Below are 14444 nucleotides of genomic sequence, written 5' to 3'. Positions count from 1 at the left end.
AATTAAAAAACTTGTATTAAAGTTTGAGCAACTAATGTTACACAGTAATTTGGTGTATTATAATTTTTGTTTAAGTGATTAAAATTTTTATTAAGAGATTGTTTAAATTTTAACGAAATATTTATTTTGAAAGTGCTTATTTTTCTTAGTTGTATTTTTATGCTCTTTTTAGCATCTTTTAGCCGTTGATTACTTGCTTTAGCCCGCTAAATATGCATGGTCAAAGATTAAAATCTATCTGAAAACAACTACAAAAATTTAAACTATAATTTTTAAACAGGCTCTAAAGATAATCATTGAAAGGTTTATTCTACAATAATTAGCAATATCATCCAACATTCTCGATTCCTTATAATTTCGATCATCTATCTGGTAAAACAAATTAAATAAAGTTAGTAAAAGATTAAAATTTGTTTAGTGGTTTTATGCTTACTAATATATGGGTTTAAATTTTAATTTTTGTATTAATAGCTTCATTTTTTTGTCTTAAAACAAGATTTAATTGGACTTATTTTTTAAGCATATTTTTCATCATTTTAAAAAGTCTCGTATCAATTTTCACCATTAATAAAAGTTTTATTTGTGAAATAGGTTCTTTCTGAATATTAAATTCCAATGAAATCATTGATTTTTTTAAAAATGAAGTTTTGTGATATCGATAAATTACCACGATGTAAATTTATGATTTGTCAAATTTTTAAATCTATTTTTTATTATTGAAAAAAGAATGCCCTTGTTTCATGTTTTCGTAATATAATCTTGAAATGATTTAGAGGGCACAAAATAAAATTCTGCTAAATTGCCTATTATGGAATGAATTTTATTTATTAATTTTAACAACTTATTTGGATTTAATTACAACAAAACTGCTCACGTCTTTATATTAAATCATTGATAATTAACGAATAAGTATCTTCGAAGATTGTTTTAATGTATGTTTTATTGACGGATTTGTTTTTGATGTTCAGAAACTGCAAACTATCTTAAAAAATGATAAAACATAATAGTGCCAAAACCAGGAGGGAAGAAGATTTATTGGGCGAATTAGAAATCGACAATGACGTTTACTATGGGATCCATACCCAACGTGCCATAAATAATTTTGAAATTTCAAAATCGAAAATTCGAGATTATCCGTTGTTCATAAAAGGGTTGATCATCACAAAAAAAGCATGTGCTTTTGCAAATAGGGACATTGGGACGGTTTCTCCAGAAAGAGCAGATATGATTATCAATGCATGCGACGAAATCCTGAACAATTTGAATCGGTATGCCGAATATTTCCCTACCGATGTGTTTCAGGGTGGTGCAGGAACATCTATTAATATGAATGCGAATGAAGTGATCGCTAATGTGGCCTTGGTAATGAATGGTTATGAAAAAGGGCAATATGATATTATAAATCCTAATGATCATGTTAATAAATCGCAATCTACAAATGATGTTTATCCTACTGCATTTAGAGTGTCTATTTATTATTATATGAATTATCTGTTAGAGCAAATTAATGTGCTGACAACGGCAATGGATATCAAAGGTGCTGAGTTCAAAAAAATCTTAAAAATGGGCAGAACACAACTTCAAGATGCTGTGCCCATGTCGTTGGGTGATGAGTTTTCTGCTTGGTCTACAAACTTGAAAGAGGAAACTAAAATCCTGAAAATGTGTAGAGACTTGATTTTGCCAATCAATCTTGGGGGTACGGCTATTGGCACGCGTGTAAATGCACCTAACGGATTTACGGAACTTTCAATTGGCTATTTGCAGAAATTGACGAGAGCGAGTTTTGTTGAAGCAGAAGATTTGATTGAGGCCACCTCCGATTGTGGCGATTATGTTATGATTTCTGGCGCTTTAAAACGAACGGCAGTCAAACTTTCAAAAATATGCAACGACTTGAGATTGTTGTCGTCCGGACCTCGATGTGGTTTTAACGAAATTAATCTGCCAGAATTGCAGGCAGGATCATCTATTATGCCGGCAAAGATTAATCCTGTTATTCCAGAAGTGGTCAATCAGGTGTGTTTTAAGGTTATCGGTAATGATGTGACGATATCTTTTGCTTCGGAAGCAGGACAATTGCAATTAAATGTCATGGAACCGGTGATTGCACAATGTATTTTTGAATCGATTGAGTTGCTTTCAAACGCATTGCTTTCATTGGCAAACAAATGTGTTTTGGGGATTACCGCCAACGAAAAAACCACTAAGGATATGGTGTATAATTCCGTAGCATTGATTACATTTTTGAGTCCATTTATTGGGCATCACATGTGTGATGTTCTTGGTAAGGAAGCCATTAAAACAGGTAAGACTATTCCAGAACTTGTCTTAGATAAAAAACTGCTTTCTAAAGAAGAACTAGATCGTATTCTGAGTCCAGAAAATTTAATGCGCCCGGAATATATAGCGGCAATCCATAAGTAATTTTAGAAATTGATTTGATATAACAAATTAACTTTTCAAAGTATTGAAAATAAAATAATAGGGTTCGGAATTCCGAACCCTATTGCTGTTTTATTATAGCTGTAGCAAATTATTTTTCAAATTCTTCTTTCACTTCAATAGGAATATAATCTGCTTTCATCTCAGCATCATAATCCACTTTGCCCTTGTTTTTGGTCACTCTTCTAACAAGACCGTCAAAAATGGAGTATACTACTGGTACAATAACAAGCGTAAGAAATAATGATGATAAGAGTCCACCAATAATAACCCAGGCCAATCCGTTGTTCATTTCCGCAGCGGCACCCTTAGCCAAGGCAATAGGAATCATCCCAAAAACCATGGCAATGGTGGTCATCAAAATTGGGCGTAATCGGGCATGGTTGGCTTGGATTAGGGCATTAAAGGTCGATTCACCCGCATCTTTTCTGTGATTGGCGAAATCCACCAATAAAATAGCGTTTTTACAGACCAGTCCAATAAGCATGATCATTCCTAAGATCGTAAAAATGTTTAAGGTGTTATTGGTCAGAGCTAATATGACAAGAACCCCAATTAAGGATAGCGGAATGGAAAACAGAACCACAAAAGGGTGGATATAACTGTTATACAATCCTACCATGACTAAATATACCAAGATAATAGCAGCTAAAAGTGCAATCCCCAAGGTGCCAAAACCTTCACCCTGCATTTCCATATCACCGCCCCAAACGTAAGAAACACCAGTTGGTCTTTCAATGGTTGAGAATACTTTTTCCCACTCGTTGGCCACATCTCCCACAGGGCGTCCTACCACTTGGGCATTGACGTTAACTGACGGACTTTTATCGCGTCGTTCCAATACACTCGGGCCAGAACCTTGGTTGACTTCGGCAAATTGGTCCAGTCGGATTTGTTGGCCTTTATCATTAATGAAAATCAAGTTGGCCACATCCGTAATATTCGCTCGGTCAAACGCATCGTATTTAATGTTGATATCGTATTCGTATTCGCCTGCTCTAAATTTGGCATCAGTATTACCGCTAAACGCAGTTTGCATAGTTAGTCCAACGGTAGACAGATTTAATCCCAAACTTGACATTTTATCCCGATCTACTTGTACTGTAATTTCAGGATTTCCATCTTCAACAGAAAGTTCCACTTCAGAGGTTCCAGCTATTTCTAGCAATGCGGCTTCTGCTTTTCGAGCAAATTCCATAGCACTGTCTAGATCAGAACCAACTACCACGAGTTGTAAAGGCGCTTGTTCAGCACCCATAAGGCCTACAGGAATAGTGGATATCTTGGCATTGACCAATTCATATTGCAATTCGCGTTTAATTTTGGCTGCATATATAAAGGTATTGTCTTCCCTTAAGCTTTTATCGTTGAGAATTACACTAATTTCCGATTTATAGGACGTTGCTTGAGTGGCGCCAAAACCAGAGCTGGTTTGTCCAACAGTAGTGATCAGATCTACAACTTCGGGCTTGCTCCTGAGATAGTTTTCTGCTTTTTGGGTCAGTAAATTGGTTTGCTCAATCGATGCATCTTTAGGAAGTTCTAATTGTACCAAGAATTCACCACGGTCAATCCCTGGGAAAAATTCGCCACCAATAAATCCTGCAACGACCAAAGTAAACGAGCCGATAAGAAGTGCTACAGCAATTCCGAGAGTTGCTACTTTTGTTTTCCAACTTCTAAGACACCATTTCAGTAAATTGGAAATCCAATGGGTGAATGCAGAAAGTCTTAATTCAAAAGCTAAAATAATTCTTCCAAAAAATGTGGCATTGGAAACGACTTCCAATTTTCCAAATCGGGAAGAAAGCCATGGCACAATGGTAAATGATGCCAAAAACGAAAATCCAGTGGCGATCATCACTGTGACACAGAATTGCTTGATGATATTAGATACCAGGTCATTACCCATCGAAATTGGCAAAAACACAACAATAATCACCAAAGTGATCGCTACAACGGTAAATCCAATTTCTGAGGCACCATCATACGAAGCACGGATTCTGCTTTTTCCCATTTCCATATGCCTATGTATATTTTCCAATACCACAATGGCGTCATCCACTAATATCCCTACCACTAATGAAAGGGCTACTAAACTCATAAGATTTAAGGTATAACCCATAAAATAAATGCCGATGAACGTCGCGATAAGTGAAACCGGGATGGCTACCATGACGATGAGCGCATTTCGGAAACTGTGCAAGAATAATAACATAACAGCCGCTACCAAAAATATCGCGAGAAACAAGTCGAAAATCACGTTGTCGGCAGCAGTAAGGGTAAACTGGCTACTGTCATTAGCAATGGATAATTTGACGTTGTCGGCAGCGTAATCTTTTTCGATGTCAGCAATGGATTTTCTGACCAGCTCGCTCACTGAAACAGCATTGGCATCAGATTGTTTCATCACTTGAATCAAAATGGCGCTTTCTTGGTTGTACCTTGCAATTTTTTCGACATCTTTTTGTGTGTCTCTAACTTCTGCAACATCTCTCAAACGGACTTGAATGCCATTTTGATCAGAAATTACCAGGTTTTTAAGTTCTTCAACATTTTTATATTTTCCAGACAAACGGATCAGTGTAGAGCTTTCTTTTGTTTTGATGTTTCCTGTTGGAAAATCGAGGTTAGAGGCTAAGATAATCTGTCGGATCTGAGGAACCGAAAGTCCGTAACCTTCTAATTTTGATTGGTGGATATTGACTTGGATTTCACGTTCTTCACCGCCAATAAGATTCACTTGTGCAACACCTGGGACACGAGATAAAATAGGTTGCAGTTTTTTATCCAAAAGATCATAAAATGATACTTCGTCCATATTGGAAGTTGCTGCTGCGGTAATGATTGGCAGATCGTCCATTGAAAATTTTACTAAAGATGGAGGATCGGCATCATCAGGTAAATCTGCTAAAATGGCATTTACCTTTCGCTGTGCATCGTTCAGAGCAAAATCAGTATCTGTTCCTGGATTTAACTGGATCATTACCATGGAAAGACTTTCGTAAGATTTGGCATCGATTTTTTTAATATTTTCAAGAGAGGAAATCGCATCCTCTATTTTTTTGGTCACCGTGTTTTCTATTTCCGAAGGAGATGCTCCAGGATATACCGTAGTAATGGTTACCACGTTGACCTCAAATTTAGGAACCAGCTCATAGCCTAAATTCATATAGGAAAAAAGCCCACCTAGGGTAAGTATCGTGAACAATACCACCACCATCGTGGGGCGTTTTATGGATATTTCTGCTAATTTCATCTGTTTAAATTCTGTTTTTTGTTTAAAGTAATCTGTTGTAATCTATGGTGGTTTTGTGATGTTTATGCTGTCGGTATTGAATTGCCAATTTGTATCAAATCACCACCACCTTAAATAAGCATGATATTGATTTCTATCTATTCGATTACTGAAATTTTTGATCCATCTGTTAAATTGATAATACCACTGACAACCACAATATCTCCTTTTTGTAACCCATCAAGGACTTCAACCGTGTTTCCAAAATTTCTTCCAGATGTTATTTTTGTCAAATGTGCTGTGCCGTCTTTTACCACAAATACTTCATTATTGCTGACACTTCCTACAAAAGCATCTCTAGGTACAATGATCGATGGAGTCTGATCGCTATTTTTTGAGCTGAAAATGACTGAGCCGTACATACCCGCTCTAAGTTCGTTGTTGGGGTTGTTGGTCACTTCTATTTCTACCGGAAAGTTCAAGGATACGTCGGCCATTGCAGCAATAAAGGTTACTTTTCCTGTAAAATCTTTATTAGGATAAACACTGGCTTTAATAGTAACGGTATCACCAATTTTTATGGTCGCTACTTGATTTTCGGTAACATTCACTTTTAATTTTAGTTTAGATACATTCACAATATCAAAAAGTGGGGCTCCGGGTGCTACCACTGTTCCGGGCTCAATATGTCGTTTGTTGACTATGCCGTTGATAGTAGATCGGATATGGCTGTCACCCACATTTATTTTGGCTTGGTTCAATCGGGCCAAAGCAGATTGCAATTGGAGTCGTACCTGTTCGAGTTGTTGTTGCGTAACGCCGCCGGTAGTAAAGGCACTTTCAAAGCGTTCGGCATCTTTTTGTGCGGTTAAATATGATGCTTCGGCATTTTGAAGTTCAACCGATTGTAAATCGGCTTTTATTATGGCCAAAGTTTGCCCAACAGATACTTTAGCGCCTTCTTGTGCCAAAACTTGGGTAATTTGCCCACCCCGTTCCGAAGCTAATTTTAAATCTTGATAAGGTGCAAAGTTGCCATTCGATCTATATTCGGTATTGATAATATCGGTGGTAACTTCATCTACGCGTACTGCAACTGTTGCGTTTTTTTGGGCCACAATTGCGGTTTCATCTTCTTGTTTCTGTTTGTTGGCTACTAGTTTAAAGCCTGCGAATACCAAAAGGATTACGGCGATAACTATATAAAGTATTTTTTTCATTGGAATGCTAATTTATTTTTATGTTGAAGGTTAATTTGTCAGGGAACGCAATTCTCCCTTTGATTTGATCATTTCAATTTCTGCTATTTTATACTCCAAGAGTGCTTGTGAGTAATTGTTTTTGGCATCGGTAAGCGCATTTTCAGCCTCTAACAGATCGGTGAGTGTGGCCAAGCCATTGGCATAATTGTTTTGAGTATTATCCAAAACCTCCTGCGCCAAACCTACGTTCTCTTTTTGGCTTTCAATGGTAATAATGCTGTTGGTAATTTGGGTTTTGGCATTTTCAAAAGAGAAGTTCAGGGCCAGTTCTGTTTCTTTCATATCTTCTTCTAATACATCCAATTGGTTTTGTGCTTGGCGCACTCTAGATCGGGTGGCGAATCCATTAAAAATCGGAATGTTCAAATTCAGGCTAATCGAGGCATAATCGGTCCAAAAAAGCCCGTCGGCAGGTTTAGCATTACTTAACGGGAATTTTTCGCCCAAACCTTGATAACTATAGTTGGCACCTAAGCTAAGTGTTGGGTAATAGCCAGCTACGATAGATTGCTTGTTGTATTGCAATAATTGATTTTGGGTTTCCAAAAGTTGGAATTGCGTGAGTTGCTTCACATCCAGGGTTTCAGGAAAAGTAGGGTTTATCGCAATTGTTTCCTCTTGAAGTGTAATGGGTGTGTTTATTGGCATTCCAATAAGGAATTTAAGTGTGTTTTCTTGAAGTTTATAAGCGTTTTCGAGTTGTTGTTTGGTCGAGTTGAGATTCACCAAAGTCACTTTAATTCGGTCCAAGTCCACCTTTTTTGCCAATCCGTTGTCAAACAATCCTTGTATGGTGTGTTGCACTTTGGCCGTATTGGCAGAGGTTTGTTCAATGGTTTTGAGTTTTTGCTTGGTAATAAAAACCTGATAATAGTTTTTGGCAACCGCTTCTATCACTTGTTCTTGAGTGAGTTGCTCATTGACCTTGTAAAACTCTCGTGTTGTTTTTGCAGCTTTTAATCCGGTAAAAACTGAATAGTCAAATAAATTTTGAGTAAGATGTACGCCGCCAATAGCCATCCATTTTTGTCCAAAAGGCACTAAAATGGTGGTTCCAGGAAGTCCAAAAATATCGCCAGGCAAGGCACTTTCCTGTAAAATGGTGTTATTTATCAAGTTTCCGGAAGCATTGATTTGAGGCAAAGCTCTTGAACGGACTTCTGCAATTTGATGTTCACTGTTTTCAACACCCAATCTTGCTTTTCTGGCATCCGATTTGTTTTCTAAGGCATATTGTATGGCATCTTTTAAGGATAACGTTTGTTGCGCGTGTGCAATACCGTTGCTTGCCATTAGTGCAATAACACTAAAATAAAGGATGTGTTTCTTTAATTTATGGGTTTTCATGTAAATGGATTGAGATTGTCTTCTATATTAATGTTAAGGTCAGTTTTTGAAAATAGATTTTAGGATGACCTGTTTTCTATCGGATAATATTTTTTCGTATTCTTCATTGGATAATTCCATGCTTTCCTGAATTAATGGACGCATGCAGACAGGAAATGAAAGCATCGAAATGAAATTGAGGATAAATTGAATGGGCTCCATCTTTTCAATATTTCCTGATGCCATTTCAACCTCCAAAGCGACATAAAATTTGTCCAACATTCTTTTTATATGATCATTATCCTTAAAACTAAGCATACCGGTTTGGTTCATTTGGGTCACAATATAGATTTCCATATAGGGGTATTCTTTGGCCATCTCAAAAAAATGATCCATGAAAAGCTCCAGCTTTTCACGAACGGGTAAGTCTGACAAAACAATGATCTCTTGTTTTTTGATTTCCTCTTCTTTGGCTTCTTTAAGAATGAGTTCGAAAAGTGTATTGCGCGAACGAAAATAATAATTAATCAGCGTTCTGTTTACACCTGCAGCATCGGCAATCTCTTGAGTGGTAGCATTAAACTTACCTTCTTTAAAAAATAATTGCTTGGCAGTGTTTATAATCAATTCATACGTTGCATCTTCCTTTTTTGATATTGACATAGTTGTTTGACTTTAATGTTTGACTAAATTGTCAATACGCAAAGGTAAAATAAAAAATGTAATAGGAATAAATTTTTTTTATTTTTTTGGACGCTTGATTGGGGCTGATCAAGGCGTTATTGTTTTTATGGTATTGTGATGGTGTTTATAACAATAATGTTAATTGATGGAGGAAGATAAAATATAAATTCCTCATTTTTAGAGGGATTTTCATGCATTATTTGTTAAAGTTGTCAATCGTTCTTGTTATATATGGTTTTTTAGTATAAATTTATGCCACCTAAAATAGTAAGCCTATTCATGAAATCTACCTAATTATTAATAACCTAAACTAAAAACAATCATGGCAAGAGCAATGTTTGAGTACACTAAAACCGTACTTAGCAAAGTCAGTTTTGATACTGCATTGTTCTGTAGAGAAGTTCAAAAAGCGATTCAACGTTTATTACCCTATGAAATTGAAGAGCTGAGAATCTTTATTAAATCATTGATCCTACAGAATCCAGAATTAAATCAGTGTTTAATTTATTTAAAACCATAATGGAAAGCGACCGAAAGGTCGCTTTTTTTATTTAGCAATAGGACTAATGATCTTGACATTTTGAAACGCAATCGCCCCGCGAATAATCCCTGAGATGACGTCGTATAAGGCATCTATAATTTGCATTTTAAGTTCGCTTTTATGGTAAATAATGCTCACTTCTCTTGCAGGAGAAGGTGCTACAAAATAGCGAAGATTATGTTTTAGTTTATCATTAAGTTCAAGCGTGTGCAAATAGGGTAGCAGTGTCATTCCCAAACCTTCATTTGAAAGTCTAACCAAGGTTTCGATGCTGCCACTTTCCAGTTGAAAACTGTCTTCCGTTTGCGACTTAAGGGTTTTGCACAAATTGATTATGCCATCCCTAAAACAATGGCCATCTTCAAGAAGCAACATGTCATCAATTTCAAGATCGGCGGTTTCTATTTTAGATTTTTTATAAAGTCGATGGTGCTCAGGAATATAACCTACAAAAGGTTCAAAATATAATACGCGTTCTTTAATGCTTTCGTTTTCCAATGGGGTTGCCGCAATAGCAGCGTCCAGATGACCATCTTTAATTTTTACAATAATCTCATCGGTAGTCATTTCTTCTATCTTCAGTTTTACCTTAGGATGCCTTTTGATAAATGTTTTTAAGAACATAGGAAGCAGGGTTGGCATCACCGTTGGGATGACACCAATACGAAATTCACCACCTATAAATCCTTTTTGTTGATCAACAATGTCTTGGATACGATCTGATTCATTGACAATATTTCGGGCTTGTTTTACAATTTTTCGACCAACTTCGGTAAGTTCAATCGGTTTTTTGCTCCGATCAAAAATAAGTACGTCCAATTCTTCTTCAAGTTTTTGAATTTGAGTACTTAAGGTGGGTTGGGTCACAAAGCAATGTTCGGCAGCTTTGGTAAAGTTTTTATGTTCGGCAATTGCCAAAACGTATGTTAATTGTGTAATGGTCATGATTATTCATTTAAACTATAAAAATATAAAAACTATCAATAAAAACTATTATAAATCCACTTAATAAAAGCTTAAATTGTAGAGAATTAAAAAACAATTGACATGACATTAAATACAATTGGCTTAGATACCAAAAAGACTAAGGATATTGCAAATGATTTGAATGAATTATTAGCTGATTTTCAGGTATATTATCAAAATTTGAGAGGCATCCACTGGAATATTAAAGGAAAACGTTTTTTTGATTTGCACCTTAAATTTGAAGAACTTTATACCGACGCCAATATCAAAGTGGATCAAATTGCGGAACGTATTTTGACATTGGGCGAAACACCTTTACATACGTTTGATGACTATATTAAACAAGCAAAAGTAAAAGTTGGAAAAAACATCTCTCAGGATGAGAAGGCGGTCGAATTGATTATCGATTCATTATCTGAATTATTAAAAATTGAACGCCAAATTTTGGATAAAACTGGTGATGCCGGTGATGAAGGAACCAACTCAATGATGAGCGATTTTATTACCGAACAGGAAAAAACCGTGTGGATGATGAAAGCTTGGTTGGGAGAAACGGTATAAGGTTTAATACCAAAAGCAACTTTTAGACTGATAAAATGGAGGATTCAAAGTTTGGGTTCTCCATTTTTTTTATGATGAATTTTAGTTTTTAAATTCAATATTGAAATCATAGTCTTTGCTCAATGATTTTATGAAATCAACTTATAACCCAATGAATATTGCTGATGTTTTACAAATTCATTTTAATTGTAAAAGTCTTTTAGAGGTTTGAAAAGAGAAGCTTTAGTTTCTAGTTTCTTATGTCACTTTCAATAATTCCATCGCGCAAACGGATAATGCGTGCTGCACGCGCTGCCACATCTTCTTCGTGGGTGACTACAATTACCGTATTTCCAGCTTTATGAATGTCGTCAAATAATTGAAGAATTTCAAGTGAAGTCTTGGAATCTAAATTTCCGGTAGGCTCATCCGCTAATATAATGGATGGTTTGTTTACCAATGCACGGCCAACAGCCACCCGCTGGCGTTGTCCTCCCGAAAGTTCGTTGGGTTTATGGTGAATTCGGTCGGCTAAGCCAACATCGTGTAAAACCGAGGTGGCTCTCGCCTCACGATCGGCTTTTGAAGCGCCGGCATAAATCATAGGCAACGCCACATTGTCTAATGCTGTAGTTCTTGGCAATAAGTTAAACGTTTGGAAAACAAACCCAATTTCCTTGTTTCGGATTTCGGCCAATTGATCGTCGCTTAATTGGCTAACATCCTTACCATTCAAAATATATTGCCCTGAAGTAGGGGTATCCAAACACCCCAAAAGATTCATTAATGTCGATTTCCCAGATCCTGAAGGTCCCATAATAGCTACATAATCACCACGTTCAATATCTAGGTCGATGCCTTTTAGCACATATACGGTTTCTGAACCTAATTTGAAGTTTCTAACGATATTTCTTATGTGGATGACGTTGTCCATAATGTGGTTTAAAAGTGTGGTTTATAGTTTTGATTTCAAAATTTCCTTTTCTTTAAGGTCAACAAAGTTACAAATTTCAATGCTGGAATTTTAAAACTTTAAACTCGGAAGTTTTTTTGATTTCTGATGTATATGACGTTCAAATCATAAAGTTGTTACACTCTAATTTTAAAATGTTCCTTGCCTTGCTCTTTTCTAAAAAAAACAAATCCCCAATTAAAGGTATCTATCGTCACTGTTACTCGCGGATGTGCTTTAATAATTTCCCAAGCCGAACTCATGTCTTTGGACCAGTAAATATCATCAAAAATAAATACCGAATTATTATGGACCCATGGTAAAAGCATTTCAAAATAGGCCAAAGTACTTGCTTGGGAATGGTCGCCATCAAAAAAAACCAAATCCCAGTGTTGCGTGTTAAGTTTTGGGATTTCAGTTTTAAAATCGCCTAGAATGGCTGTGATATTTGTAATTTGATTGGTTGCAAATGTTTTGGTAGCAACTTTTAAAAGTTCATCGCATCCTTCAATGGTAACAATCGATGTTTTGGGATTTCCCAATGCCAACGCATAGGTGGCAATCCCGAGATTTGTGCCTAATTCCAAAACAGAAGTTGGCTGAAAATACCGCGCTATCCTGAATAAAAGCTTGGCGTTTTTTAATGTCGATCCCGATGTTTTGGCAATAGCATTTATAGGGCGATTATTGGAGCTGAAAACTTTAGAGCCAGAGCCAAAATCTGTGATTTTGACAATGTGTTTATTTTGAAGTAATTCTGAACGGTAATTTTTTAAGGCTTTATATTCTGGATAATTAGTTTGGTCATAAAAACATTTGGTCACTAAATCATAGACAAAAGGTGAGTGTACCCCATGTTGATTACTTGATGCAATGAGAAATTTTATATACGAGATAATTTGGTGCACTATTTTTAATTTTCTAGTTTTTCTGAAATCTCAAACCATCGCGCTTCTTTTTCTTCCAATTCGTTGATAATTTTCTCCAATTCCAACGACATTTTAGTGATGTCATCCTGGCTTAAACTGGTGTCGTGAAATTTGGCTTCAAAAGCAATTTTGTCCAATTCCAAGGCTCTAATTTTACTTTCCAACGATTTTAATTCTTTTTGCTCGTTATACGATAGTTTGTTGTGGTCATTGATTTTTGGATTTACAGGTCCAGATTCTTGTTTTACAACATCTTCAACGGGCGTAGAGGCTTCATATTCTCGATAATCGGTATAGTTTCCAGGGAAATTTTCAACTTCGCCTTGACCTTTAAAGACAAATAAATGATCGACAATTTTGTCCATAAAATAACGGTCGTGCGATACGACCAGTAAACAGCCAGGAAAATCCAATAAAAAATCCTCAAGCACATTCAGCGTTACAATATCCAAATCGTTGGTAGGTTCATCCAGAATCAAAAAATTTGGATTTTGGATCAAAACGGTGCACAGATAAAGTCGTTTTTGTTCGCCACCACTTAATTTTTCAACAAAGTCATATTGCTTTTTTCGGTCAAATAAAAAACGTTCCAACAATTGCGAAGCACTGATTTGACGGCCTTTGGTCAACGGAATATATTCGCCAAATTCCTTGATGACCTCAATTACTTTCTGGCCTTCTTTGACGTTGATGCCACTTTGGGTGTAATAACCAAATTTTACGGTATCTCCAATAATTATTTTTCCTGCATCTGGAGAAGCTACGTTGGTCAACATATTTAAAAATGTCGATTTTCCAGTGCCATTTTTTCCAATGATGCCAATGCGTTCGCCTTTTTTAAACACATATTCAAAACTTTTCAAAATAATTTTGTCGCCAAAGGATTTGGAAACTTTATGGAATTCCACAATTTTACTTCCCAGGCGTTCCATGTTGATTTCCAATTGCACTTGGTGGTCATTTCGGCGTTTATGCGCTTTGGCCTTGATATCCTGAAAATCGTCAATACGCGATTTGGATTTTGTGGTTCTGGCTTTGGGTTGGCGGCGCATCCAGTCCAATTCCTTTTTGAAGAGTTGTTTGGCTTTGCCGGTTTCAATGGTTTCATTGGTAATACGGGCTTCTTTTTGTTCCAAATAATAGGAGTAGTTGCCCTTGTAGGTATAGAGTTTGCCTTGGTCCAATTCGATAATCTCGTTGCACACACGCTCTAAAAAATAACGGTCGTGCGTGACCATAAATAAGGTCATCTGGGCTTTGGCAAAATATTGCTCCAGCCATTCAATCATTTCAAGATCAAGATGGTTGGTAGGTTCGTCCAAAATTAAAAGATCCGGTTCATTGATGAGAGCTGTGGCCAATGCCAAACGTTTTTTTTGTCCGCCCGACAGTGTTTTTATTTTCTGGCTCAAATCATCCAATTTCAATTGGGATAGGATCTGTTTAAATCGCAGTTCAAATTCCCAAGCATTATGCCGCTCCATGCCTTCAAACGCTTTTTGGTAAGCATCGGCATCTTCCAGATTTAAAAGTGCTTTTTCGTAATTTTCAATAATTTTTA

General features: G+C 36.4%; 11 protein-coding genes. 3 read left to right on the top strand and 8 right to left on the bottom strand.

Annotated elements, in window-relative coordinates; translation table 11 throughout:
- Positions 1-990 precede the first annotated feature (990 nt).
- Complete coding sequence (gene aspA, locus VNJ50_RS04580) at positions 991-2427, top strand: aspartate ammonia-lyase (protein WP_325579493.1); 1437 nt, start codon at positions 991-993, stop codon at positions 2425-2427.
- Positions 2428-2536: 109 nt separating this feature from the next.
- Here the strand turns inward: aspA and VNJ50_RS04575 are convergent, their stop codons facing one another.
- The 4 genes from VNJ50_RS04575 to VNJ50_RS04560 all read right to left on the bottom strand — a co-directional run bounded on the left by VNJ50_RS04575 (position 2537) and on the right by VNJ50_RS04560 (position 8934).
- Positions 2537-5704, bottom strand: a complete 3168-nt coding sequence (locus tag VNJ50_RS04575) for an efflux RND transporter permease subunit (protein WP_325579491.1) — start codon at positions 5702-5704, stop codon at positions 2537-2539.
- A gap of 137 nt (positions 5705-5841) precedes the next feature.
- Positions 5842-6903 carry an efflux RND transporter periplasmic adaptor subunit gene (locus VNJ50_RS04570; protein ID WP_325579489.1) on the bottom strand — a complete coding sequence of 354 codons (1062 nt, stop codon included), beginning with the start codon at positions 6901-6903 and terminating at the stop codon, positions 5842-5844.
- Positions 6904-6933: 30 nt separating this feature from the next.
- Positions 6934-8292 carry a TolC family protein gene (locus VNJ50_RS04565; RefSeq protein ID WP_325579487.1) on the bottom strand — a complete coding sequence of 453 codons (1359 nt, stop codon included), beginning with the start codon at positions 8290-8292 and terminating at the stop codon, positions 6934-6936.
- 39 nt (positions 8293-8331) lie between these two features.
- Positions 8332-8934: a TetR/AcrR family transcriptional regulator gene (locus VNJ50_RS04560; RefSeq protein WP_325579485.1), complete on the bottom strand. Its 603-nt coding sequence runs from the start codon at positions 8932-8934 to the stop codon at positions 8332-8334.
- Between the two features lie 343 nt (positions 8935-9277).
- Between VNJ50_RS04560 and VNJ50_RS04555 the strand changes: the two genes are divergently transcribed.
- Positions 9278-9475, top strand: a complete 198-nt coding sequence (locus VNJ50_RS04555; protein WP_325579483.1) for a hypothetical protein — start codon at positions 9278-9280, stop codon at positions 9473-9475.
- 27 nt (positions 9476-9502) lie between these two features.
- On the opposite strand, the gene VNJ50_RS04550 is transcribed toward VNJ50_RS04555, so the two are convergent.
- Positions 9503-10441, bottom strand: a complete 939-nt coding sequence (locus VNJ50_RS04550; protein ID WP_325579481.1) for a hydrogen peroxide-inducible genes activator — start codon at positions 10439-10441, stop codon at positions 9503-9505.
- Between the two features lie 102 nt (positions 10442-10543).
- Between VNJ50_RS04550 and VNJ50_RS04545 the strand changes: the two genes are divergently transcribed.
- Positions 10544-11023, top strand: a complete 480-nt coding sequence (locus VNJ50_RS04545; protein ID WP_325579480.1) for a Dps family protein — start codon at positions 10544-10546, stop codon at positions 11021-11023.
- 229 nt (positions 11024-11252) lie between these two features.
- Here the strand turns inward: VNJ50_RS04545 and VNJ50_RS04540 are convergent, their stop codons facing one another.
- The 3 genes from VNJ50_RS04540 to VNJ50_RS04530 form a co-directional block, all read right to left on the bottom strand.
- Complete coding sequence (locus tag VNJ50_RS04540; protein ID WP_325579479.1) at positions 11253-11936, bottom strand: ABC transporter ATP-binding protein; 684 nt, start codon at positions 11934-11936, stop codon at positions 11253-11255.
- A 155-nt stretch (positions 11937-12091) separates the two neighbouring features.
- The gene (locus tag VNJ50_RS04535; RefSeq protein ID WP_414652865.1) at positions 12092-12865 is read right to left on the bottom strand and encodes an O-methyltransferase; all 774 of its coding nucleotides are present in this window, start codon (positions 12863-12865) and stop codon (positions 12092-12094) included.
- Between the two features lie 2 nt (positions 12866-12867).
- The coding region (locus VNJ50_RS04530) for an ABC-F family ATP-binding cassette domain-containing protein (RefSeq protein ID WP_325579475.1) at positions 12868-14444 on the bottom strand (1577 nt) is incomplete at its 5' end.

Source organism: Gelidibacter sp., from assembly GCF_035577925.1.
Taxonomy (GTDB): domain Bacteria; phylum Bacteroidota; class Bacteroidia; order Flavobacteriales; family Flavobacteriaceae; genus Gelidibacter.
Note: the sequence above shows the minus strand (reverse complement) of the source record. Positions and strands in the feature narration are given on the sequence as shown.